General features: G+C 56.3%; 25 protein-coding genes and 1 riboswitch. Of the genes, 14 read left to right on the top strand and 11 right to left on the bottom strand.

What is annotated here, in order from left to right; translation table 11 throughout:
• Positions 1-108 precede the first annotated feature (108 nt).
• Positions 109-1,647, top strand: coding sequence for a sodium/proton antiporter NhaB (nhaB, locus tag HBA26_RS09255; RefSeq protein ID WP_126345748.1), 1,539 nt, complete (start codon positions 109-111; stop codon positions 1,645-1,647).
• 46 nt (positions 1,648-1,693) lie between these two features.
• Positions 1,694-2,224 carry a disulfide bond formation protein DsbB gene (gene dsbB / locus HBA26_RS09250; protein ID WP_028013517.1) on the top strand — a complete coding sequence of 177 codons (531 nt, stop codon included), beginning with the start codon at positions 1,694-1,696 and terminating at the stop codon, positions 2,222-2,224.
• Between the two features lie 33 nt (positions 2,225-2,257).
• On the opposite strand, the gene HBA26_RS09245 is transcribed toward dsbB, so the two are convergent.
• The 3 genes from HBA26_RS09245 to HBA26_RS09235 all read right to left on the bottom strand — a co-directional run bounded on the left by HBA26_RS09245 (position 2,258) and on the right by HBA26_RS09235 (position 3,774).
• Entirely contained in the window at positions 2,258-2,698 is a 441-nt protein-coding gene (locus tag HBA26_RS09245) for a YcgN family cysteine cluster protein (RefSeq protein WP_028013518.1), read from the bottom strand.
• Positions 2,699-2,791: 93 nt separating this feature from the next.
• Entirely contained in the window at positions 2,792-3,451 is a 660-nt protein-coding gene (locus tag HBA26_RS09240; RefSeq protein WP_028013519.1) for a fumarylacetoacetate hydrolase family protein, read from the bottom strand.
• A gap of 47 nt (positions 3,452-3,498) precedes the next feature.
• On the bottom strand, positions 3,499-3,774 hold the full coding sequence (locus tag HBA26_RS09235; protein ID WP_041909499.1) for a YcgL domain-containing protein: 276 nt from the start codon (positions 3,772-3,774) through the stop codon (positions 3,499-3,501).
• A gap of 123 nt (positions 3,775-3,897) precedes the next feature.
• Here HBA26_RS09235 and minC point away from each other — a divergent pair, with 123 nt between their 5' ends.
• From minC to minE, 3 genes are read left to right on the top strand one after another with little or no spacing between them, the layout of a single operon-like run.
• The gene (gene minC / locus HBA26_RS09230; RefSeq protein WP_028013521.1) at positions 3,898-4,605 is read left to right on the top strand and encodes a septum site-determining protein MinC; all 708 of its coding nucleotides are present in this window, start codon (positions 3,898-3,900) and stop codon (positions 4,603-4,605) included.
• Positions 4,606-4,628: 23 nt separating this feature from the next.
• Positions 4,629-5,441, top strand: coding sequence for a septum site-determining protein MinD (minD, locus tag HBA26_RS09225; protein ID WP_028013522.1), 813 nt, complete (start codon positions 4,629-4,631; stop codon positions 5,439-5,441).
• A gap of 3 nt (positions 5,442-5,444) precedes the next feature.
• On the top strand, positions 5,445-5,714 hold the full coding sequence (gene minE, locus HBA26_RS09220) for a cell division topological specificity factor MinE (RefSeq protein WP_010432714.1): 270 nt from the start codon (positions 5,445-5,447) through the stop codon (positions 5,712-5,714).
• Positions 5,715-5,788: 74 nt separating this feature from the next.
• Here the strand turns inward: minE and rnd are convergent, their stop codons facing one another.
• The 5 genes from rnd to HBA26_RS09195 all read right to left on the bottom strand — a co-directional run bounded on the left by rnd (position 5,789) and on the right by HBA26_RS09195 (position 12,168).
• The gene (gene rnd, locus HBA26_RS09215; protein WP_028013523.1) at positions 5,789-6,916 is read right to left on the bottom strand and encodes a ribonuclease D; all 1,128 of its coding nucleotides are present in this window, start codon (positions 6,914-6,916) and stop codon (positions 5,789-5,791) included.
• A 71-nt stretch (positions 6,917-6,987) separates the two neighbouring features.
• A complete protein-coding gene (fadD, locus tag HBA26_RS09210) occupies positions 6,988-8,673 on the bottom strand; it encodes a long-chain-fatty-acid--CoA ligase FadD (RefSeq protein ID WP_072252102.1) in 1,686 nt (561 codons plus the stop codon).
• A 203-nt stretch (positions 8,674-8,876) separates the two neighbouring features.
• Positions 8,877-9,458 carry a Slp family lipoprotein gene (locus HBA26_RS09205; protein WP_041909497.1) on the bottom strand — a complete coding sequence of 194 codons (582 nt, stop codon included), beginning with the start codon at positions 9,456-9,458 and terminating at the stop codon, positions 8,877-8,879.
• A gap of 37 nt (positions 9,459-9,495) precedes the next feature.
• Positions 9,496-10,191, bottom strand: a complete 696-nt coding sequence (gene tsaB / locus HBA26_RS09200; RefSeq protein ID WP_047367799.1) for a tRNA (adenosine(37)-N6)-threonylcarbamoyltransferase complex dimerization subunit type 1 TsaB — start codon at positions 10,189-10,191, stop codon at positions 9,496-9,498.
• A 66-nt stretch (positions 10,192-10,257) separates the two neighbouring features.
• On the bottom strand, positions 10,258-12,168 hold the full coding sequence (locus tag HBA26_RS09195; protein WP_045260293.1) for an ATP-dependent DNA helicase: 1,911 nt from the start codon (positions 12,166-12,168) through the stop codon (positions 10,258-10,260).
• A gap of 133 nt (positions 12,169-12,301) precedes the next feature.
• Between HBA26_RS09195 and HBA26_RS09190 the strand changes: the two genes are divergently transcribed.
• Positions 12,302-12,646: a RidA family protein gene (locus HBA26_RS09190; RefSeq protein ID WP_028013528.1), complete on the top strand. Its 345-nt coding sequence runs from the start codon at positions 12,302-12,304 to the stop codon at positions 12,644-12,646.
• Between the two features lie 6 nt (positions 12,647-12,652).
• Here the strand turns inward: HBA26_RS09190 and HBA26_RS09185 are convergent, their stop codons facing one another.
• Entirely contained in the window at positions 12,653-12,835 is a 183-nt protein-coding gene (locus HBA26_RS09185; RefSeq protein ID WP_008500497.1) for a YoaH family protein, read from the bottom strand.
• A gap of 61 nt (positions 12,836-12,896) precedes the next feature.
• Here HBA26_RS09185 and pabB point away from each other — a divergent pair, with 61 nt between their 5' ends.
• The 3 genes from pabB to sdaA all read left to right on the top strand — a co-directional run bounded on the left by pabB (position 12,897) and on the right by sdaA (position 16,355).
• On the top strand, positions 12,897-14,225 hold the full coding sequence (gene pabB, locus HBA26_RS09180; RefSeq protein WP_047367800.1) for an aminodeoxychorismate synthase component 1: 1,329 nt from the start codon (positions 12,897-12,899) through the stop codon (positions 14,223-14,225).
• Between the two features lie 2 nt (positions 14,226-14,227).
• On the top strand, positions 14,228-14,806 hold the full coding sequence (locus tag HBA26_RS09175; RefSeq protein WP_028013530.1) for a CoA pyrophosphatase: 579 nt from the start codon (positions 14,228-14,230) through the stop codon (positions 14,804-14,806).
• 184 nt (positions 14,807-14,990) lie between these two features.
• Positions 14,991-16,355 carry an L-serine ammonia-lyase gene (sdaA, locus tag HBA26_RS09170; RefSeq protein ID WP_028013531.1) on the top strand — a complete coding sequence of 455 codons (1,365 nt, stop codon included), beginning with the start codon at positions 14,991-14,993 and terminating at the stop codon, positions 16,353-16,355.
• Positions 16,356-16,595: 240 nt separating this feature from the next.
• On the opposite strand, the gene yoaE is transcribed toward sdaA, so the two are convergent.
• A complete protein-coding gene (gene yoaE, locus HBA26_RS09165) occupies positions 16,596-18,155 on the bottom strand; it encodes a CNNM family cation transport protein YoaE (RefSeq protein WP_028013532.1) in 1,560 nt (519 codons plus the stop codon).
• 462 nt (positions 18,156-18,617) lie between these two features.
• Here yoaE and manX point away from each other — a divergent pair, with 462 nt between their 5' ends.
• The 5 genes from manX to mntP all read left to right on the top strand — a co-directional run bounded on the left by manX (position 18,618) and on the right by mntP (position 22,777).
• The gene (gene manX / locus HBA26_RS09160; RefSeq protein WP_028013533.1) at positions 18,618-19,586 is read left to right on the top strand and encodes a PTS mannose transporter subunit IIAB; all 969 of its coding nucleotides are present in this window, start codon (positions 18,618-18,620) and stop codon (positions 19,584-19,586) included.
• A gap of 47 nt (positions 19,587-19,633) precedes the next feature.
• Positions 19,634-20,434, top strand: coding sequence for a PTS mannose transporter subunit IIC (gene manY / locus HBA26_RS09155; RefSeq protein WP_003859914.1), 801 nt, complete (start codon positions 19,634-19,636; stop codon positions 20,432-20,434).
• A gap of 12 nt (positions 20,435-20,446) precedes the next feature.
• Positions 20,447-21,298, top strand: a complete 852-nt coding sequence (locus tag HBA26_RS09150) for a PTS mannose transporter subunit IID (RefSeq protein WP_006810994.1) — start codon at positions 20,447-20,449, stop codon at positions 21,296-21,298.
• 54 nt (positions 21,299-21,352) lie between these two features.
• Positions 21,353-21,811, top strand: coding sequence for a DUF986 family protein (locus tag HBA26_RS09145; protein WP_047367801.1), 459 nt, complete (start codon positions 21,353-21,355; stop codon positions 21,809-21,811).
• A gap of 198 nt (positions 21,812-22,009) precedes the next feature.
• Positions 22,010-22,200, top strand: a riboswitch (yybP-ykoY riboswitch).
• A gap of 10 nt (positions 22,201-22,210) precedes the next feature.
• On the top strand, positions 22,211-22,777 hold the full coding sequence (mntP, locus tag HBA26_RS09140; protein WP_041911997.1) for a manganese efflux pump MntP: 567 nt from the start codon (positions 22,211-22,213) through the stop codon (positions 22,775-22,777).
• Here the strand turns inward: mntP and rlmA are convergent.
• Entirely contained in the window at positions 22,774-23,589 is an 816-nt protein-coding gene (rlmA, locus tag HBA26_RS09135; protein WP_166720891.1) for a 23S rRNA (guanine(745)-N(1))-methyltransferase, read from the bottom strand. The two genes, mntP and rlmA, sit on opposite strands and share 4 nt — an antisense overlap.
• Positions 23,590-23,612 lie beyond the last annotated feature (23 nt).

Raw genomic sequence — 23,612 nt, 5'->3', positions numbered from 1 at the left:
ATCGCCGTTTCATTTTTGTGAAATTTACAATGCGGTCTTATCCGCCTCCGGGCCGCGATTTTTGCGTATACTGATGTTTTGTATTACTTAACGGGAAGGACGTCTGTTGTGGAAATTTCTTTTGGGCGCGCGCTGTGGCGCAATTTTTTAGGTCATTCTCCTGACTGGTACAAACTGATACTGCTGGTTTTCCTGGTCGTTAATCCCATCATTTTTAGCGTGGATCCGTTTATCGCCGGGTGGCTGCTGGTGGCGGAATTTATCTTCACCCTGGCCATGGCGCTGAAGTGTTATCCCCTGCTGCCCGGCGGTTTGCTGGCGTTTGAAGCCGTTGTCATCGGCATGACGTCCGCAGAGCATGTAAAAGCAGAGCTGGCCTCCAATCTGGAAGTGCTCCTGCTGCTCATTTTTATGGTGGCCGGTATCTACTTTATGAAACAGCTGCTGCTGTTTATCTTTACCCGCCTGCTGCTGAGCATTACGTCAAAAACGATCCTCTCGCTGGCGTTTTGCCTTGCCGCCGCCTTTCTGTCGGCCTTCCTGGATGCGCTCACCGTTGTCGCGGTGGTGATCAGCGTCGCCGTCGGATTTTACGGCATTTATCACCGCGTGGCCTCCTCTCGCCCAAGTGAGGATTTACAGGACGATAGCCACGTCGAGGCGCATAACCGCGACGTGCTGGAACAGTTCCGCGCGTTTCTGCGCAGCCTGATGATGCACGCAGGGGTCGGTACGGCGCTGGGCGGCGTGATGACCATGGTGGGCGAGCCGCAAAACCTGATCATCGCGAAAGCGGCTGAATGGCATTTTGGCGAGTTTTTCCTGCGCATGGCCCCCGTCAGCGTGCCTGTGCTGGTCTGCGGGTTAGCGACCTGCATTCTGGTCGAAAAATTCAGGCTGTTCGGCTACGGCGCACAGCTACCTGAACCGGTCCGCAAAGAACTGCATAAATTTGACGAGCAGAGCCGCAAACAGCGTACGCGCCAGGAGACGCTGCGTCTGATTGCGCAGGGGATCATCGGCGTCTGGCTTATCGCCGCGCTGGCGTTGCATCTTGCCGAAGTCGGGTTGATTGGCCTCTCCGTCATTATTCTTGCCACCACCTTTAGCGGGGTTACGGACGAACATGCTATTGGTAAAGCCTTTACCGAAGCCCTGCCGTTTACCGCGCTGCTGGCGGTCTTTTTTGCGGTCGTGGCGGTGATTATTGACCAACACCTTTTCGCACCGATTATCGCGTTTGTGCTTCAGGCCTCGCCGGACTCGCAGCTTACGCTGTTCTATCTCTTTAACGGTCTGTTGTCCTCTATTTCCGATAACGTCTTTGTCGGGACGGTGTATATCAATGAGGCCAAAGCGGCGATGGAGCAAGGGATCGTCAGTACCGGGCAGTTCGACCTGCTGGCGGTAGCCATCAATACCGGAACAAACCTGCCCTCCGTTGCAACACCTAACGGCCAGGCGGCATTTCTCTTCCTGCTGACCTCGGCGCTGGCGCCACTCATACGGCTTTCTTATGGAAGAATGGTCTGGATGGCGCTGCCGTACACGCTGGTGCTCACCGTTGTTGGTTTGCTGTGCATCAAAATTACTCTCGTTCCCTGTACGCAATGGCTGCTACAAGCGGGTATACTTGCGGCGCATTAAAATTCGTTTACACTGCGCTTTCTAAGCATGTTCCAGGGAAATGATTATGTTGAGATTTTTAAACCAGTGCTCCCGCGGTCGCGGAGCGTGGTTGTTGATGGCCCTGACCGCCTTTGCGCTGGAAATGGTTGCGCTGTGGTTCCAGCACGTGATGGGACTCAAGCCCTGCGTGCTGTGCATCTACGAGCGCTGCGCGCTGTTCGGCATTATGGGTGCAGGCCTGGTGGGCGCAATTGCCCCAAAAACGCCGTTGCGCTACGTCGGTATTGCCATCTGGCTGTACAGCGCCTGGAAAGGGATTGAGCTTTCCTGGCAGCACACCATGATGCAGCTGCATCCGTCACCGTTTATGACCTGTGATTTCGCCGCCCGCTTCCCGAGCTGGCTGCCGCTGGATAAGTGGCTTCCGCAGGTGTTTGTCGCATCCGGTGACTGCTCCGTACGTCAGTGGGAATTCCTGACGCTGGAGATGCCGCAGTGGCTGGTGGGCATTTTTGTGGCCTACTTCGTCGTGGCGCTGCTGGTGCTGATCGCTCAGCCGTTCAAACCGAAGAAACGCGATTTGTTTGGAAGATAAAAGCAAAAACCCGCCACGGCGGGTTTTTTATTATCACCGATTAGGGTGATTCATGATGTGATCTTCCCAGTCCCGCACCTCGGACTCTTTCACCGCAATGTGGCGTACCGAGATACGCTCGCCGTGCATCGCCGCTTTTGAACCGGTCAGCAGAGGATGCCAGGCCGGTAGATCTTTCCCTTCCGCCAGCAGGCGATACGCGCAGGTGTGCGGCAGCCACTCAAAAGTCGGCAGATTTTCACGGGTGAGCTTGATGCAGTCCGGCTCGAACTCGAAGCGGCGTTCGTAGTTGCGGCACTGGCAGGTTTTAATGTTCAGCTGCCTGCAGGCGACGTTGGTGAAATAGATCTCATCGGAGTCTTCATCCATCAGCTTGTGCAGGCAGCACTGCCCGCAGCCGTCGCACAACGATTCCCACTCCGCGTCGGTCATTTGGTCAAGAGTTTTGCTTTGCCAGAAAGGAATGTCGTTCATCAGGATGTCCACACGTCAAAAGAAAGCGCACCTTATAACCAGTCTGGCACGTGGTTGCAAGTTTTGCCGCCCTTTGCAGGCGGCAAGATGCGGTTACAGCACGCGGGTTTTTAGCGACAGGCCGTTAAAACCGACCTCAAGCTCATCGCCGCTGGCGAGCGGGCCCACGCCTTCCGGCGTGCCGGTGAGGATCACATCGCCCGGCTTCAGGGTGAAGAAACGGCTCATGTAGGCGATCAGCGGCACGATCTTGTGGATCATATCTGCCGTGGTGCCCTGCTGGCGGATCTCGCCGTTAACCTTCAGGCTGAGCGGAGTGTCCTGCGGATCGTTGGTAAATTCATTCACCGGAACAAACCCTGAAATCGGACATGCGTTATCAAAGCCTTTGGCTTTTTCCCACGGCTGCCCTGCCTTCTTCATTTTGCCCTGCACGTCGCGCAGGGTCAGATCCAGCGCCACGCCGTAGCCGGCAATCGCTTTCTCGACATGCTCTTCGGAAGCCTGGCGCAGCGTGGCGCCGATCAGCACGGCAAGCTCTACTTCGTGATGTACCGACCCCAGCCCCTGCGGCAGCGCCAGCGGCTGGCGGATGTCGCATAGCGCCGTCTCGGGCTTAATAAACAGGACCGGCTCTTCTGGGGTTGCGCTGCCCATCTCCTGAATATGCTTCGCATAGTTGCTGCCCACGCAGACCACTTTGCTGACGGGATAATCCAGTAATGCACCTTGCCAGTTATGATGTTGATACATGCTCGACCCCTAATCGGTTGATGTGTTATGCCCGAAAACAGCTGAGGCTATTTTTTCCCGGACGCCTCGAGGTGCTGTTTTAATAAATTCTCAGGCGGCGGTGGAAGCTGTAAATAATAGCCCTGCTCGGCTAATGCCGTTTTCACTTTTTCCAGATCGGCATTCACCAGTTTCTTACGGCCGTCCAGCGGCAGCAGCATCGCCAGCTGTGGTCGGCCAAAGTTCTTCATTAATTCTTCCGGCACGCGTGAAAAATCGTCTTTCTTTTCGACATAAAGATAGGTCTGGTCACGGCTTGTACTTCTGTAGATCACACAAAACATGTTTTTACTCTGAATTAATGGGTGGTTGCTTGCCTCAATATACTCCTGACTATAACATGCCTGATACTCTTCGGAATATCGCAGCGAATGGTTGCGGTTAATAGCAAATTGAGTAAGGCCAGGATGTCAAACACGCCCATCGAGCTTAAAGGCAGTAGCTTCACCTTATCAGTGGTTCATTTGCATGATGCAAAACCCGAGGTTATTCGTCAGGCGTTAGAAGACAAAATCGCCCAGGCTCCCGCCTTTCTGAAGCACGCCCCCGTCGTCATCAACGTCAGCGGTCTTGAGGCGCCGGTTAACTGGACACGTCTCCAGCAGGCGGTCTCCTCTACCGGGCTGCGTATTGTCGGCATCAGCGGCTGCAAAGATCCCGAGTTGAAAGCGGAAATCGACCGTGCGGGGCTGCCTCTTCTTAATGAAGGCAAAGAAAAAACCCCACGTGCAGCACCCGCTGCCGTACAAACGCCCCCTCCTGCGGCGCAAAACGTTACCGCTCTCACAAAAACGCGAATGATTGATGTGCCGGTTCGTTCCGGTCAGCGCATTTATGCGCCAAACTGTGATCTAATTGTTACAAGCCACGTCAGTGCTGGCGCAGAGCTTATTGCAGATGGCAATATTCACGTTTACGGTATGATGCGTGGACGTGCGCTCGCGGGCGCAAGTGGCGATCGGGACGCGCAAATATTTTGTACTCACCTGACGGCGGAACTGGTGTCCATCGCAGGTGAATATTGGCTGAGCGACAAGATCCCAGCCGAATTTTATGGCAAAGCGGCTCGCCTGCTTCTGGCAGACGACGCGTTGACCGTTCAACCGTTGAATTAATCCCTTTTTAACAAGGAATTTCTATGGCACGCATTATTGTTGTTACTTCGGGTAAAGGAGGCGTTGGCAAGACCACCTCCAGCGCGGCCATCGCTACTGGTTTGGCCCAGAAGGGAAAGAAAACCGTCGTTATCGACTTCGATATCGGTCTGCGTAACCTCGACCTCATCATGGGATGTGAGCGTCGCGTCGTATATGACTTCGTGAACGTCATTCAGGGCGATGCCACGCTGAACCAGGCGCTGATTAAAGACAAGCGCACCGAGAACCTCTTCATTCTTCCGGCTTCTCAGACGCGTGATAAAGATGCCCTGACCCGTGAAGGCGTGGAAAAGGTACTCGACGAGCTGAAAAAAATGGAGTTCGACTTCATCGTCTGTGACTCCCCTGCCGGCATCGAAACCGGTGCCCTGATGGCGCTCTACTTTGCTGATGAAGCGATCATCACCACCAACCCGGAAGTCTCCTCCGTGCGTGACTCCGACCGTATTCTCGGTATTCTGGCCTCCAAATCCCGCCGTGCGGAAAATGGCCAGGATCCGATCAAAGAGCACCTGCTGCTGACCCGCTATAACCCGGGTCGCGTAAACAAAGGTGACATGCTGAGCATGGAAGACGTGCTGGAGATCCTGCGCATTAAACTGGTTGGCGTTATCCCGGAAGACCAGTCCGTGTTACGCGCCTCTAACCAGGGCGAGCCCGTGATCCTTGATACAACGGCAGATGCAGGTAAAGCTTACGCCGATACCGTTGACCGTCTGCTGGGAGAAGAACGTCCTTTCCGCTTCATTGAAGAAGAGAAGAAAGGTTTCCTCAAACGCCTGTTCGGAGGATAAGTTATGGCATTACTGGACTTTTTTCTCTCGCGGAAAAAAAGCACCGCCAACATCGCAAAAGAACGCCTGCAAATTATCGTTGCGGAGCGTCGTCGTAGCGACGCCGAGCCTCACTACCTGCCGCAGCTGCGCAAGGACATCCTGGAAGTGATCTGTAAGTATGTGCAGATTGACCCGGAGATGGTCACCGTACAGCTGGAGCAAAAAGACGGGGATATTTCGATTCTGGAGCTGAACGTAACGCTTCCGGAAGCGGAAGAGTCGCGTCCGTAGGTTCCTGGTGTCGTAGCCCCGGTAAGCGCAGCGCCACCGGGGAGAATATGCCGGGTATATCGCCCGGCATATTTTTATCGCGGATAACCTTCCAGCAAGGTATTCAGGCGATCGGCCATCAATACCCCGCGCCAGCCAGCCATCAGTTCCGGCACGCCATTCTGCGGTTTCAGCTTCCAGTGCCAGTTCAGCAGCTGGTTAATCTGTCTGCGTGACGCCAGCAGTTCAGCGCTCAGCTTGCTTTCCGTTGCGACATCCTGCACCAGCGCTTTGATATCCTTAAATGCTTTACGATAGCCCGGCATATCCATGAGATTCAGCAGCGTCTCAGGCAGTGCATCCTCCGGCAGCGCCTGCGCTTTGGCGACCAGCGCCAGCAGGGTTTTACCATGGAAACGGATCTCGCTGCCGGAAAGGCCAATGCTGTCCAGCTCGCCCAGGCTGCCCGGCATATAGCGCGCGACCGCCCAGAGGTGCTCTTCACGCACCACAAAATTCACGGCCAAATCGCGCTCACGCGCTTTACGCAAACGCCAGTCCGCTAACAGCTGCAGGCAGGCCAGCTGACGCGTGCGAAGCTGCCAGGCGTTGGTGATATCACGCCAGGCCTCTTTCGGGTCAACCACTTCCTGGCGACGCTGCTGCGTCATACGGCACTCGTCCAGCGCGGCAGAGAGCCAGCCGGAGGCTTCCGCCTCTTTCATCAGCTGTCCGGCAATCGGCAGCAGGTAAAACACGTCTGCCGCCGCATATTCCAGCTGACGTTCGGTAAGTGGACGGGCCAGCCAGTCGGTACGGGATTCACTTTTATCCAGCGTCAGGCCCGTGTACTCCTCCACCATGGCGGCAAAGCCCCACGACAGCGGACGACCGCTGAACGCCGCGAGGATCTGCGTATCAATCAGCGGCTGAGGCATGATGCCAAAGGTGTTAAGAAAGACTTCCAGATCTTCACTGCCCGCGTGCAGATATTTCGTGACCGCAGTATCCAGCAGCAGGTCACGCATCGGCGCCCAGTCGGTAATGCCGAGCGGGTCGATCAGCGAGACGTGCTTACCGTCGTACATCTGTATCAAACCCAGCTGTGGATAATAGGTGCGAGTACGGACAAACTCGGTATCCAGAGCGATGGCAGGAAAGTCGCGCGTCACTTCGCACAGCGAAGCCAGCTCGTCGTTGGTCGTGATCATCTGGTAATTCAAATCGGATTCTCTTTTGTTTGCGCCCATAAAAAACGCCGGCTTAACCGGCGTCTGGGCGATTAACGTGAAGCTCAGGCCTTATTGTCTACTTTGGCACGGGCTTCGTCACGTAATTCTCGTCGTAATATCTTCCCGACGTTGGATTTCGGCAGCTCATCGCGGAATTCCACCAGCTTCGGCACTTTATAGCCCGTCAGCTGACGGCGACAAAACGTTATCAGCGCTTCCTCGGTAAGAGAAGGATCTTTCTTGACCACAAATATCTTCACCGCTTCACCGCTGCTGCCGGAAGGAACGCCCACAGCCGCCACTTCCAGCACACCGCTGTGCTGCATCACCACGTCTTCGATTTCGTTCGGATAGACGTTGAAGCCGGAGACCAGGATCATATCTTTTTTGCGATCGACGATGCGCAGGAAGCCTTCGTCATCCATTACCGCAATATCGCCGGTGTGAAGCCAGCCGTCTTTAATGATTTCGTCGGTAGCATCAGGGCGCTGCCAGTAACCCAGCATTACCTGCGGCCCTCTGACGCACAGTTCGCCCGGCTCGCCGTGAGGCACTTCGTTATCCTCATCATCCACCAGCTTTGCTTCCGTCGAGGGGACCGGCAGGCCGATGCTGCCGCTGTGGTAGTCGATATCGTGCGGGTTGACGCTCACCAGCGGGGCACACTCCGTCAGGCCGTAGCCTTCCAGCAGATATTGCCCGGTTAGCTTCACCCAGCGCTCGGCCACCGCCTGCTGAACCGGCATGCCGCCGCCCGCGGAGAGATGCAGCGTGGAGAAATCAAGCTGCTGGAACTCTTTGTTGTTGAGCAGCGCGTTAAACAGGGTGTTCACCCCGGTCATGGCGGTAAACGGGTATTTTGCCAGCTCTTTCACCAGACCCGGGATATCGCGCGGGTTGGTGATCAATACGTTTTGCCCGCCCAGCTCGATAAACAGCAGGCAGTTCATGGTCAGCGCGAAGATGTGATACAGCGGCAGCGCGGTGATTACCAGCTCTTTACCCGGATGCAGCAGCGGCCCGTAGGTGGCATTGACCTGCTCAAGGTTCGCCAGCATGTTGCGGTGGGTCAGCATCGCCCCTTTGGCCACGCCGGTGGTGCCGCCTGTGTATTGCAGGAAGGCCAGGTCTTCGGAGACGACTTCAGGCTTGACGTACTGCATGCGATAGCCCGCATGCAGCGCGCGGCGGAAAGAGATAGCATCCGGCAGATGGTATTTTGGTACCAGACGTTTGACGTATTTAACGACAAAGTTAACCAGCGTCCCTTTGGCGGTGGAAAGCTGATCGCCCATGCGCGTCAGGATGACATGCTTCACCTGGGTTTTGTCGACCACTTTTTCCAGGGTATGGGCAAAGTTAGAAACAATGACAATCGCCACCGCCCCGCTGTCGTTCAGCTGATGTTCCAGCTCGCGCGGCGTGTAAAGCGGGTTAACGTTGACCACAATCATCCCGGCACGCAGGATGCCAAACAGCGCCACCGGGTATTGCAGCAGGTTCGGCATCATCAGCGCGACGCGATCCCCTTTTTGCAGCCCAAGTCCTTCCTGCAGATAAGCCGCAAACGCCCGGCTACGCTCCTCAAGCTTACGGAACGTCATCACCTCGCCCATATTCACAAACGCGGGCTGGTCTGCGTAACGTCTTACCGAGTGCTCAAATAATTCCACCAGGGATTGATAACGGTCAGGATTGATCTCCGCAGGCACATCTGCGGGATAACGGTTAAGCCAAACCTTTTGCAATGCATCACCTCTGAAATGAGTGTTCGTCGTCATCACAGCCCCGATAATAAACAGTTTGTTAACATTATATTAACTCAGCGTACCAGTTTATTAATTGTTCAGATTGCAGGTTGCGAAGCGCGTCACTCTTTTTTTTCGTTTTATCCGTAAAAAAACAGAGACAGCGGCTGAGCCGCTGTCTCTTTCTTAACAATAACAGTAAGTTACTCAGTTACGATCGTTTGCACCTGTGCAGGGCCCGGGTTATACCAGCCCCATCCCGGATAACCGTAACGGTAAGGATGTGGGCCCCACATCCACGGGTCGATTGGCTGAGGCGGCATCACCACCTGCTGGGCGATACGCCAGCGCTTATAGCCGTTCACCTGCATGGTCATAAATTTATACGGCGTGTTGCCGATTTTGCCCTGCACCGAACCGGTAATCGGCCCGACAACGGTTACCAGCTGTCCGCGAAAATCGACCGGGTCGAGGAAACCACTAACGTCGGCATAGATACGCCCGCGAGAGGCTTCACCGAGTACGGGACGCGCGCCACTGTCGAGCGGTACCGTGGCAATTTCCAGACGGGTTTTCCCCTGCTGGTTCTGCACGTCGATCACTTTCCCACCGAAGCGGGCTTCCTGGCCGACATAAAGCTCGGGCGCATTCATTACCCGAACCAGATCCTGCTGTGGCGTCGGGCTGCTGCCCTTGATCGCATCAGGTACGGTTACGCAACCGCTCAGTGCTATGGCAACCGCGCCTGCCATAAAAAGGCGTACTACTTTAGTCTGAACCGCCATGATGCGACTCCTTTTTCTCAGTTCCTGTTACTGAGATTCATTCGCGGCCCGGAAGTTTCTTCCACGCGACGGTGTTTCGCAAATAAACCGGCTCCGCATGCTCAACGGCAACGGTTTTTCCTGCTGCAAGCAGTTGACGGGCAATCGGGAGCATATCTTCTGCCGCAGGCAGGAGCATATTGCCGTCCACCAGCGTCACGCCGGTGCCGCTCGCCATCTCTGGCCACGCCGGCCAGCCCGTGCCGACCGTCGCCCACTCGCCGGACAGCTGCTTCAGGCGTTCAGTAACGGCTTCAGGCTTAAGCACTGCTTCCGTCTCTTCGCCGTGCCAGACGCCGTTTTCATCGCGGGTATATTCCGCCCAGTAAACTTCACCCATGCGAGCGTCAATAGCGGCGAGCACGCGGGTCGCGCCCGTCATGCGCCAGGCTCCCTCCGCCATCGTCGCAAGCGTAGAGACGCCGATCATCGGCAGGTCAGCGCCCAGCGCCAGCCCCTGCGCGATGCCAATCCCAATGCGCACGCCCGTAAAGCTGCCGGGACCGCGGCCAAAGGCCAGCGCGTCGAGGTCGGTTAAGGTGGTGTTGCCCTGGGTTAAAATGGCTTTTACCAGGGGCAGAATACGCTGGGTGTGTTCCCGTGGGCACTCTTCGAAATGAGCAGAAACAGCACCGTCGTTCAACAGAGCAACAGAGCAAGCCTCTGTCGCGGTATCAATAGCCAGAATTCGCATCAGTCGTCGCGCTCTCGCAAGGGTCAGTCACAAAATGGCGCGCATCTTAGCACACTCCGGAGCGAATTACTCCGCCGTTGGGTTTGCCAGGAAACGCACCGCGCGTTTAATGTCCCGCGTACGCGGGGCGGGCGGCAGGCTGGCGAGGAAGGTTGCGCCGTAAGGACGCATCACCAGGCGGTTATCGCAGATCACCAGCACGCCGCGGTCGGTGACGTCACGGATAAGGCGCCCTACCCCCTGCTTAAGCGTGATGACCGCGTCCGGTAGTTGGACGTCGTCGAACGGATCGCCCCCGCGCAGGCGGCAGTCTTCCATCCGCGCCTTGAGCAGCGGATCGTCCGGCGACGTGAACGGCAGCTTATCGATGATCACCAGCGAGAGCGTGTCGCCGCGCACGTCCACCCCTTCCCAGAAGCTGCTGGTTGCCACCAGCAGGGCGTTACCGGCGCTGACAAACTGCTGGAGCAGCTGGCCTTTACTGGTTTCCCCCTGCAGCAGCACCGGGAGGGTCATGGTGGCGCGAAACTGCTCGGCGAGATCGCGCATCATGGCGTGTGAGGTGCAGAGCATAAAGCAGCGCCCGTTGTTGGCCTCAATCATCGGCTTGAGCATCGCCGCGAGATGCCGCGCCGCCCCCGGCTGGTTCGGCAGCGGGAGATTGCGTGGCACGCAGAGCAGCGCCTGCTTTTCGTAATCAAACGGGCTGGGCAGCAGCAGTGATTCCGCCTGCTCAATACCGAGGCGCTCGGTGAAGTGATGCAGATCGTCATTTACAGACAGGGTTGCGGAAGTGAAGATCCAGCTTCCCGGCTTCTGCGCCATCACCTCTTTGAATTTATCGGCCACCGTCAGCGGCGTGAGCGCGAGGGTAAAGTGGCGCGAGGTGCATTCATACCAGTAGCTGTACCCCGGCTGGTTGATCTCTTTTAGCCGTTTGAGCCGCCCGCGATAGAGCGTGGCGCGTTCGAAGGCGGCGTCAAGCAGCGCGGAGCGTCCGAGGGACAGCTTCGCCACGTCGTAGCAGAGCTCAAGTGCATCATCGAGCAGCAGCAGCGCGCGCTGGATATTTTTGTCCGCCAGCAGTTCGCGCAGATTGCCGCGATAGCCCGGCTCGCCAAGCTGTAAGCGGAAATCCTGCGCGCTTTGCGCCAGACGGTCGGCGCACTTCTGCAACTGCTGGGTATCTTTGAGTTCGGTCCGGTAGGCAATGGTAAAATCTTTCGCCAGATCCTGTAGCTGGCGGCTGGAGAGCGACTGGCCGAAATACTGGCTGGCGATATCCGGCAACTGATGGGCTTCATCGAAAATCATCACGTCCGCCTCCGGGATCAGCTCGCCGAAACCGCTGTCCTTAACCACCATGTCCGCGAGGAACAGGTGGTGGTTCACCACCACCACGTCTGCGTCCATCGCGGTTTTGCGCGCTTTCACCACAAAACAGTCTTTATACAGCGGGCAGTCGCTGCCGAGGCAGTTGTCGTTGGTGCTGGTCACCAGCGGCCAGGCCGGGGAGTCTTCCGGCACGCTCGCGCAGGTGCTGATATCGCCCTCTTCGGTCTGGTTCGCCCAGGCGCGCAGGATAATGACGTCGCTCAGGGTTTGTACCGGCAGATCGCCGCCGGCCAGCGCCTGCTGTTCGAGTCGCTCCAGGCAGAGATAGTTGGAGCGCCCCTTCAGCAGGGCCAGACGGCCTTTATATTTCAGCGCCTTTGCCACCGTGGGCAAGTCGCGGCTGTAGAGCTGATCCTGCAGCGCTTTCGATCCGGTGGAAATTATCACCTTCTTTTTCGCCCGCAGCGCCGGCGCAAGGTAAGCATAGGTCTTACCCGTGCCGGTTCCGGCTTCAACCACCAGCGGCTGGGCCTGATCAATGGCGCGGGCAACGGCGTGCGCCATCTGTCGCTGAGGCTCACGGGGCTTGAAGCCGGGGATCGCCTGCGCTAATTGACCTTCAGGGGAAAAATCGTCTGCCACGTTGCTCTCTCACTGTATTTTTGCACAGGGATTATGTCAGCCCATCTTCTCCTGTGCCACCCCAAATAGTGACGACGGCAGAACAATATGGCAGTCTTGCCGCCTGACGACGAAAAATAACGAGGAAACGTTTATGACAATTGTGCGCATTGATGCCGAAGCCCGCTGGTCTGATGTGGTGATCCATAACCAGACGCTGTATTACACCGGTGTACCGTCAAATCTGGACGCGGATGCGTTCGAACAGACGGCGAATACCCTGGCGCAGATTGATGCCGTGCTGGAAAAACAGGGCAGCGATAAATCCCGCATTCTGGATGCGACCATTTTCCTGGCAAATAAAGACGATTTCGCGGCGATGAATAAAGCCTGGGATGCGTGGGTGGTGGCGGGTCACGCGCCTGTACGCTGCACCGTACAGGCCACGCTGATGAAACCGGAATACAAGGTTGAGATCAAGATTATCGCGGCGGTTTAAGCCCGATTACTCTTCATCTTCATCCTCAAAACGCGCCACGATCCGCTCGCCGGTATGGGTGGCGCGCAGCTCCTCCGCCACCTGGGAAATCGCCTGTCCGCTGCTCATCCCCTGGGACATCAGTTCCTGAATTCGCTCAACCGCTTTCTGCTGCTGTTCATGGCTCAGAGAAGGTAAACCTGCAAACATCGTCAACTCCTGCTAAATTATTCGCGCTAATTATTTCACGCTGCCCGGTAGTATGCCATACATGAACATGCGCTTCCCCACTGTTGTTACCTTACCCTGGCGCGCTGACGCCGCTGAGTTCTGGTTTGCCCGTCTGAGCCATCTTCCTTTTGCCATGCTGCTGCACTCCGGCCATGCGGATCACCCGTACAGCCGCTTCGATATTATGGTAGCCGATCCCCTGAAAACGCTGACGACCGACGATCTGTCGACGACGGACGATCCGCTGATGCAGCTTCAGCAGGAAATCAACGCGCTGGGCTTATCCGCTACCCCTAACCTGGACCTGCCCTTCCAGGGCGGCGCGCTGGGCCTGTTTGGCTACGATTTGGGTCGCCGCTTCGAGATGCTGCCCGAGCATGCGCAGGCGGATATTGCCCTGCCGGACATGGCCGTGGGGCTATATGACTGGGCGTTGATTGTGGACCACCAGAAAAAAAGGGTCTCCCTGCTGAGCCATGATGACGTGCAGGCGCGTCTGGCCTGGCTTGAGGCACAACAGCCTGCTCCAGCTGAAGCGTTCACCCTGACCTCCGGCTGGCGCTCGAACATGACCGCGCTGGAATACGCGGAAAAATTCTCCCGCGTGCAGGCCTATCTGCAAAGCGGCGACTGCTATCAGGTTAACCTTGCCCAGCGTTTCCAGGCAGCATACCAGGGGGACGAGTGGCAGGCGTTTACCCGTCTCAATGCCAGTAACAGGGCTCCGTTCAGCGCGTTTGTACGTCTGGAACAGGGGGCCATCCTCAGCCTGTCGCCGGAGCGTTTTATCCATCTGGCGGAAGGGACGATTCAGACCCGCCCGATTAAAGGCACGCTGCCGCGCCTTGCCGATCCGGACGCCGATCGCCAGCAGGCGGAGAAACTCGCCGGGTCACCGAAGGATCGCGCCGAAAACCTGATGATTGTCGACCTGATGCGTAACGATATTGGCCGGGTCGCCGAACCAGGCAGCGTGCGCGTGCCGGAGCTGTTCGTCGTCGAGCCTTTCCCGGCAGTGCATCATCTGGTCAGCACCATCACCGCGCGTCTGCCCGCCTCTCGCACCGCCTGCGATCTGCTCCGGGCCGCGTTCCCGGGCGGCTCCATCACCGGTGCGCCAAAAATTCGCGCCATGGAAATCATCGACGAACTGGAACCGCACCGCCGCAACGCCTGGTGCGGCAGCATCGGCTATATCAGCCTGTGCGGCACCATGGATACCAGCATTACCATTCGCACGCTGACGGCCTGCGGCGGCAATCTGTACTGTTCTGCGGGCGGCGGCATTGTGGCGGACAGCCAGGTCGAGGCGGAATATCAGGAAACCTTTGATAAGGTGAACCGCATCCTGAAGCAACTGGAGAACTAACGGTGGAGAAAGAGAACCTGACGCTGGATGATTTTCTGTCGCGCTTTCAGCTGCTACGGCCGCAGGTCAACCGCGCCACGCTGAATCAGCGTCAGGCGGCGGTGCTGATCCCGGTGGTGCGCCGGGAACAGCCGGGCCTGCTGCTTACGCAGCGTTCGCCGCATATGCGCAAACACGCCGGTCAGGTGGCCTTCCCGGGAGGCGCGGTGGACAGCACCGATGCGTCGCTGATTGCCGCCGCGCTGCGGGAAGCGCAGGAGGAGGTGGCGATCCCGCCTGACGCGGTGGAAGTCATCGGCGTGCTGCCGCCCGTCGACAGCGTGACCGGCTTTCAGGTCACGCCGGTCGTCGGCATTATCCCCCCCAATCTTCAGTATCACGCCAGCGTCGACGAAGTCTCTGCGGTGTTTGAGATGCCGCTTGAAGAGGCGCTCCGGCTAAGCCGCTATCATCCGCTGGATATCCATCGTCGGGGGCATGACCATCGGGTCTGGTTGTCCTGGTATCAGCATTATTTTGTCTGGGGCATGACGGCGGGCATCATTCGTGAACTGGCGCTACAAATCGGCCTGAAGCCTTGACTATACTTTACATTCCAGCCTTTTTTGCAGGTTTGCGATCCGCGTCGCGCTATTAGCAAAACCCATCGTTAACCATTAGTTTAATTCATGTGAATAGTTAAGCCGAGGTTGGTGTTCCCTCTTACACTATGCGCAGTTATAACATCGTTACTGGAACCCCGGTAACCCTGTCAGGAGTGTGAAAGTGATTAGTATATTCGACATGTTCAAAGTGGGGATTGGTCCTTCTTCTTCCCACACTGTAGGGCCGATGAAGGCCGGTAAACAGTTCGTCGATGATCTGGTCGAAAAAGGATTACTGGAAAGCGTTACCCGTGTCGCCGTAGACGTTTACGGTTCACTGTCATTAACGGGTAAAGGCCACCACACCGATATCGCCATTATTATGGGTCTGGCGGGCAATATGCCGGACACTGTTGATATTGATGCCATCCCGGCATTCATCCGCGACGTGGAAGCGCGCGGTCGCCTGCTGCTGGCTAACGGTCAGCACGAAGTGGATTTCCCGCAGGATGACGGCATGCGTTTTCGCAGCGACAACCTGCCGCTGCATGAAAACGGCATGACTATCCACGCCTGGAGCGGCGAAAAAGAGATCTACAGCAAAACCTACTACTCCATCGGCGGTGGCTTCATCGTTGACGAAGAGCATTTCGGTAAAGAGAGCGCGGGCGACGTGAACGTGCCCTATCCGTTCAAATCGGCCACCGAGATGCTGGGCTACTGCAAAGAGACCGGCTTATCGCTGTCCGGCATGGTGATGCAGAACGAGCTGGCGCTGCACAGCAAAAAAGAGATCGAAGACTATTTTGCCAACGTGTGGCAAACCATGCGCGCCTGTATCGATCGCGGGATGAACACCGAAGGCGTACTGCCAGGGCCACTGCGTGTGCCGCGTCGTGCCTCTGCCCTGCGCCGTATGCTGGTGACCACGGACAAATTCTCTAACGACCCGATGAACGTAGTTGACTGGGTGAACATGTTTGCTCTGGCGGTGAACGAAGAGAACGCCGCAGGGGGGCGCGTCGTGACTGCGCCAACCAACGGTGCGTGCGGGATCGTTCCGGCGGTGCTGGCCTACTACGATCACTTTATCGAGCCTGTGACGCCGGATATTTATATTCGTTATTTCCTCGCGGCAGGCGCTATCGGTGCGCTGTACAAGATGAACGCGTCCATTTCAGGCGCTGAAGTGGGCTGTCAGGGTGAAGTAGGCGTGGCCTGCTCCATGGCGGCAGCCGGTCTGGCCGAGCTGCTCGGCGCGAGCCCTGAACAGGTTTGCGTGGCGGCGGAAATTGGCATGGAGCATAACCTCGGTCTGACCTGTGATCCGGTCGCAGGCCAGGTGCAGGTGCCGTGCATTGAGCGTAACGCGATTGCCTCCGTCAAAGCGATTAACGCCTCGCGCATGGCGATGCGCCGTACCAGCGAACCACGCGTGTCGCTGGATAAGGTTATCGAAACCATGTACGAAACCGGCAAAGACATGAACGCGAAGTACCGTGAAACGTCGCGCGGCGGTCTGGCCATTAAGGTGCAGTGCGACTAATCCTCTCTTTCGCCCATCCGCAACGGATGGGCGAATTTCTCCCTTCATTCTCGTCTCCTTCTTCTTTCCCCACTACACTTTTACGGTCGCGGCTGCTCGCGCTCGGCCTGGCATCAGGCAGCGGCTAAATAGCGAACGGGTTGAGAGAGAAGCAGGCGCGGTAGTAACGCCACAATGGCTGGCGAGAAAATCTTCCCCGCCAGAAGATCGTAACGGGCACATCGTACCCGTTAAGCAGACTTATTCGTCTTCGTCGTGTGCAGACTGTTCTTTAACAATGCGGACCAGATCGACGCGGTAGTCGTTAGCTTCAACGATAGTGATGTGCAATGGAGGAAGCTCGATCACATCCCCGACGCGCGGGATCTGACCGTTTACGGCGATAACCAGCCCCGCCACGGTTGCGATGTCTTCTTCATCGTTAACCACGTTTTCCAGCCCCAGCGTATGCGAAAGCGCGTGCAGGTCGGTCGCACCTTTGACCAGCCAGCCTTCGCCGTCGGCCACAATTTCAGGCGTTTCGTCTTCATCCGGGAATTCACCGGCAATCGCTTCAAGCACGTCCAGCGGCGTCACCAGCCCCTGTACCACACCAAACTCGTTGGTGACGATAACAAAGCTACCGCGCGCGCGACGCAATACGCCCAGCAGGTTGATCGGATCCAGCGTTTCCGGTACGACAATCGCCGGCGACGAAGCTGCAATGGCCTCCACGTTGACGCCCTCTTCCAGCGCCACCAGCATCTCTTTCGCCCGAACCACGCCGATGATTTCATCCAGCTCACCGCGGCATACCGGGAACAGGCTGTGCGGAGATGAGAGCAATTGCTGACGAATTTCATCAACGCTCAGGTTCGCATCGACCCAGCTAATTTCCCCGCGCGGCGTCATGATGCCGCGCAGCGAGCGGGAGGCCAGGGAGAGCACGCCGTTAATCATGTAGCGTTCTTCTTCCACAAACGCCCCTTCCGGAACCGGCACCGGGTTACGGTTTTCAGGGTCAGACTGGACGTTCACCTGACGGCGTCCGCCCATCAGGCGCAGAATGGCGTCCGCTGTACGGGCACGCAGCGGCTGATTTGACTGCTGCTTAATAAAGTTACGGCGCGCAATCTGGTTGAACAGTTCGATCAGGATCGAGAAGCCAATCGCGGCGTACAGGTAGCCTTTCGGAATATGGAAGCCGAAACCTTCCGCCACCAGGCTCAAACCAATCATCAGCAGGAAGCTCAGACAGAGCACGACCACCGTCGGATGCTGATTGACGAAGCGCGTCAGCGGTTTCGAGGCCAGCAGCATCACCGCCATCGCAATCACGACGGCCGCCATCATCACCGGCAGGTGGTTCACCATACCGACCGCGGTAATCACCGCATCCAGCGAGAAGACTGCATCCAGCACCACAATTTGTAGCACCACGACCCAGAAGCTGGCGTAGCCCTTACCGTGACCATCGTCGTGCTGCCGGTTCTCCAGCCGCTCATGAAGCTCTGTCGTCGCTTTGAACAGCAGGAATATCCCCCCGATTAGCATGATCAAATCACGACCGGAGAAGGTGTAATCCATGACGGAGAACAGCGGTTTGGTCAGCGTGACCATCCACGAGATCACGGAGAGCAGCCCCAGTCGCATGACCAGCGCCAGCGAGAGTCCAATCAGACGCGCTTTATCACGCTGTTTTGGCGGCAGCTTGTCCGCAAGGATGGCGATAAATACCAGGTTATCGATGCCGAGAACGATCTCCAGCACCACCAGCGTGAGCAGTCCCACCCAGATTGACGGGTCCATTAAGAATTCCATGACAAGCTCCTGCTAAAGGAATGACAAAACGGTGCCCCACTCAACGTGGGCAAATAAGAGGCAGACAGAGTTGATACGTGGCGTGGTTCGCCGGTGAAAAAGGCGCGGAATGGCCTGGAAGATGACTGACGTCGGTGACGGTCCATATAGTGGGCTGTAGCCCTATACTCCTGAACAAGTAAACGGAGGCTAAACATATCAGAGAGACTGTGTTTTTAGCAAAGATTTACGTTCCTTTGCAAAGTTCTGTTACACAGCGGCTATACGCTACAGATAATTCTGTAACGCGTGGCTAAATTACGGATCTTCATCACATAAATTATTTTTTCACTATCTAAAATAATTCGCGGAAGTCTTAGTTTTTTGAACTCTAACCCTTATCTGAATCGATTCGGTTCGCCAATACGATTCTCAGTACGTCTGCCCGGCAGGCGTATTAATGATAATAAAAGGAGGTAGCAAGTGACCATTGCTATTGTCATAGGCACACATGGTTGGGCTGCTGAGCAGCTACTCAAAACGGCAGAGATGCTGTTGGGCGAGCAGGAAAACGTCGGCTGGATCGATTTCGTTCCCGGTGAAAATGCCGAGACGCTGATTGAGAAGTACAACGCTCAACTCGCGAAGCTGGATACCAGCAAAGGCGTGCTATTTCTCGTCGATACATGGGGCGGCAGTCCGTTTAATGCTGCCAGCCGCATTGTCGTCGATAAAGAGCATTATGAAGTCGTCGCCGGGGTAAACATTCCCATGCTGGTGGAAACCTTTATGGCGCGCGACGACAACCCAGGCTTCGATGAGCTGGTCGCGCTGGCCGTTGAAACCGGCCGCGAAGGGGTGAAAGCCCTGAAGGCTCAGCCGGTTGAAAAACCCGCCCCTGCCCCGGCTGCGGCGGCACCGAAAGCTGCGGCACCGGCAAAACCGATGGGACCGAACGATTACATGGTTATCGGCCTTGCGCGTATTGATGACCGTCTGATTCACGGACAGGTTGCGACTCGCTGGACCAAAGAGACCAACGTACAGCGTATCATCGTGGTCAGTGACGAAGTGGCCGCTGACACTGTCCGTAAAACCCTTCTGACTCAGGTTGCACCACCGGGCGTTACCGCGCACGTGGTGGATGTCGCCAAGATGATCCGCGTTTACAACAACCCGAAATATGCGGGTGAACGCGTGATGCTCCTGTTTACTAACCCGACAGACGTCGAGCGCATTGTTGAAGGCGGCGTGAAAATCACCTCCGTGAACATCGGCGGTATGGCTTTCCGTCAGGGCAAAACGCAGGTCAACAACGCGATTTCAGTTGATGCGAAAGATATCGAGGCGTTCAACAAGCTGAATGCCCGCGGTATTGAGCTGGAAGCCCGTAAGGTTTCCACTGACCAGAAACTGAAAATGATGGATTTGATCGGTAAAGTTGGGAAATAAGCCCGCGCCGGTTTTTCACATAAAGCTTATGTTATAGGAGAAGTACAATGGAGATTACCACTCTTCAGATTGTGCTGGTGTTCATCGTCGCGTGTATTGCGGGTATGGAATCCGTACTTGATGAATTTCAGTTCCACCGCCCTCTGGTGGCCTGTACGTTGATCGGTGCCGTTCTGGGTGATATGAAAACCGGTATCATCATCGGTGGTACGCTGGAAATGATCGCCCTGGGCTGGATGAACATCGGTGCCGCCGTTGCGCCTGATGCCGCACTGGCCTCAATCATCTCAACCGTTCTGGTTATTGCCGGTCATCAGAGTATTGGTGCAGGTATTGCCCTTGCCATTCCTCTGGCCGCAGCAGGCCAGGTGCTAACCATCATCGTTCGTACTATCACCGTGGCCTTCCAGCACGCGGCGGATAAGGCGGCCGAGAACGGCAACCTCACGGCACTCTCCTGGATCCACGTGTCGTCCCTGTTCCTGCAGGCGATGCGTATCGCAATCCCGGCGGTTATCGTTGCGATCTCTGTCGGCACCAGTGAAGTTCAGGGCATGCTGAACGCGATTCCTGAAGTGGTCACCAGCGGTCTGAACATCGCGGGCGGTATGATCGTCGTGGTAGGTTACGCGATGGTCATCAACATGATGCGCGCGGGCTACCTGATGCCGTTCTTCTACCTCGGCTTCGTCACCGCAGCATTCACCAACTTCAACCTGGTTGCGCTGGGCGTGATTGGTGCCGTGATGGCGATTCTCTACATCCAGCTCAGCCCGAAATACAACCGTGTTGCGGGTGCCCCAGCGCAGGCTGCTGGTAACAACGATCTCGATAACGAACTGGACTAACAGGTGAGCGAAATGGTTGATATGACAAAAACTACCACCGAGAAAAAACTCACTCCGGGTGATATTCGTGGCGTGTTCATCCGTTCTAACCTGTTTCAGGGTTCATGGAACTTCGAACGTATGCAGGCGCTGGGCTTCTGCTTCTCAATGGTGCCGGCGATAAAACGCCTCTACCCTGAGAACAACGAAGCACGCCGTCAGGCGATTAAACGTCACCTGGAATTCTTCAACACCCATCCTTACGTCGCGGCTCCGGTTCTGGGCGTGACGCTGGCGATGGAAGAGCAGCGTGCGAACGGCGCGGAGATTGACGATGGTGCCATCAACGGTATCAAAGTCGGTCTGATGGGTCCGCTGGCCGGCGTGGGCGACCCTATCTTCTGGGGTACTGTTCGTCCGGTCTTCGCGGCGTTGGGTGCCGGGATCGCGATGAGCGGCAGCCTGCTCGGTCCTCTGCTGTTCTTTATCCTGTTCAACGCGGTACGTCTGCTGACCCGTTACTACGGCGTGGCCTACGGCTACCGTAAGGGCGTGGACATCGTTAAGGATATGGGCGGCGGCTTCCTGCAGAAACTGACCGAGGGGGCGTCTATTCTCGGCCTGTTTGTGATGGGGGCGCTGGTTAACAAGTGGACGCACGTGAACATCCCGCTGGTGGTTTCGACCATCACCGGTCAGGATGGTCAAACCCGCGTCACCACCGTGCAGACGATTCTGGACCAGCTGATGCCTGGCCTGGTGCCGCTGCTGTTGACCTTCGCCTGTATGTGGCTGCTGCGTAAGAAAGTGAACCCGCTGTGGATCATCGTTGGCTTCTTCGTCATCGGTATCGCGGGCTACGCTGTCGGCCTGCTGGGCCTGTAAAACATTGCGTTATCGACCGGGGGCTTGCCCCCGGTCTTTTTATCTGGAGGATGAATGACTGTTACGGACATCGTACTGGTGTTGTTTATTGTTGCCCTTCTGGCTTACGCGATCTATGACGAGTTCATTATGCCTCGCCGTAACGGCGAGACGCTGCTGACCCTTCCCCTCTTACGCCGTGGACGCATTGATGCATTTATCTTCGCCGGCCTGGTGGTCATTCTGATTTACAATAACGTGACCAGCCACGGTGCAATATTAACCACATGGTTATTATGTGCGCTGGCATTAATGGCGATTTACCTGTTCTGGATCCGCTCGCCGAAACTCATTTTTAAAAAACAGGGATTCTTCTTCGCCAACGTATGGATAGAATATAACCGCATTAAAGAGATGAATTTATCCGAAGACGGCGTGTTAGTGATGCAATTAGAACAGCGCCGTCTGCTCATTCGGGTCAAAAATATTGATGACCTTGAGAAAATCTACACATTACTCGTTAAAACTCAATAAGTTAACATTATAACCTCGGCTATATATTGTGATATTCTTTCGCAAAGAATATAGCCGTTGCTATATCTTCTCGCCTCTTTGACTTATATTTATTAACGATATTTTCACGCATAAACCTAAATGAAAATCGTTATCAAAGACGCAGATAAATTAAGCCTTGCTCGTTGTTGTTTTATATTCTCAAAATATGTTAAGGTTGCGCCCGTCGTTGGGGAGTAGCCGATTTCCTGCACGCAGGAAATGTACGCGTCAACATACTCGTTGAAAAACGTGGCGCGTACGGATCGCTTTCAGCACGCTTACCGTGCAAAAGAGATCAGGCGAGACCATAGATACATCAACTGCTGTTTACTGGGGGCAGTGATGTGTCATATGGATATCCCCGGTCTGGACGCTCTTATGAACATCTCCGCTACGATCCTTCTCGCTTTTGGCATGTCCATGGATGCATTTGCCGCCTCCATCGGCAAAGGCGCCACGCTTCACAAACCTAAATTCACAGAAGCTCTGCGCACCGGTCTGATCTTTGGTGCCATCGAAACGCTGACGCCGCTCATCGGCTGGGGTTTGGGCATGCTCGCCAGCCAGTTCGTGCTGGAGTGGAACCACTGGATTGCGTTCGTCCTGCTGGTGTTTCTCGGAGGCCGAATGATGATTGAAGGTTTTCGCGGGAATGATGATGAAGATGAAGCACCGCTGCACCGCCACGGTTTCTGGCTGCTGGTCACCACGGCAATTGCCACCAGCCTGGACGCCATGGCCGTCGGGGTGGGTCTGGCATTCCTGCAGGTCAATATTATCGCCACCGCGCTGGCCATTGGCTGTGCAACGCTGATTATGTCCACGCTGGGCATGATGGTCGGGCGGTTTATCGGCCCGCTGCTGGGTAAACGCGCCGAGATCTTAGGCGGTATCGTGCTGATCGGCATTGGTGCCCAGATCCTCTGGGCACACTTCGCGCCTTAAGCGTCGCGCTGCCAGACGTGGATACTGAAATCCGTCTGGCAGCCAAACGTCGTCCGAGCCGCTAACGCATCCCATACTTCCGGCTTTGCCCGCCACGCGAATGGCGTCATCTGCAGCAGGGCTACCGCTTCTTCCCCGTTCAAATTCATTTCATACGCCACTGAATGCTCCTGCTTCAGCGTAAAGCCTTTCAGCTGTTCAGAGTGTGGGGCATGCAGACGCACCTCGTCGTAAATGAGTCCCTTCAGCTCCATCAGGTGACGCGGGCCCGGCGTGACGGTTATCACCCAGCCTCCGGGCTTCACCACGCGCGCCAGCTCGTCTGCTTTACACGGCGCGTAGATGCGGATAACGGCATCCATACTGGCATTATCAAACGGCTGCCGGTGGCTGGATGCCACGCAAAACGTCACGCCAGCGTAACGTTTAGCCGCCGCGCGGATCGCCACTTTCGACACGTCGAGACCGAATGTCACGGCCCCCTTCTCCCGCACCACATCCGCAAACCGTGCGGTGTAGTACCCTTCCCCGCAGCCGATATCAAGCATGGCGGACGCCGAATCAGGCAGTAAGTCACCCAGCATCTGCGCCACCGTCTCCCGCAGCGGCAGATAGTGCCCGGCATCGAGAAACGCCCTGCGCGCCTGCATCATCTCTGCGCTATCGCCCGGATCGCGGGAGCGCTTGTGCTGCACCGGAAGAAGATTCACATATCCTTCTTTCGCCATATCAAACTGATGTCCCTGCGGACAGGCATAACTTTTATCTGAGCGCGTCAGTGACGCGTGGCAAAGGGGACAGCTGAAGGACATGGAAACTCCGGGAGATAAACCAA

This window comes from Enterobacter sp. 725m/11 (genome assembly GCF_011683705.1).
Classification (GTDB): domain Bacteria; phylum Pseudomonadota; class Gammaproteobacteria; order Enterobacterales; family Enterobacteriaceae; genus Enterobacter; species Enterobacter bugandensis.
The sequence above is the reverse complement of the archived record's forward strand: the minus strand, read 5'-3'. Positions and strand labels throughout refer to the sequence as shown.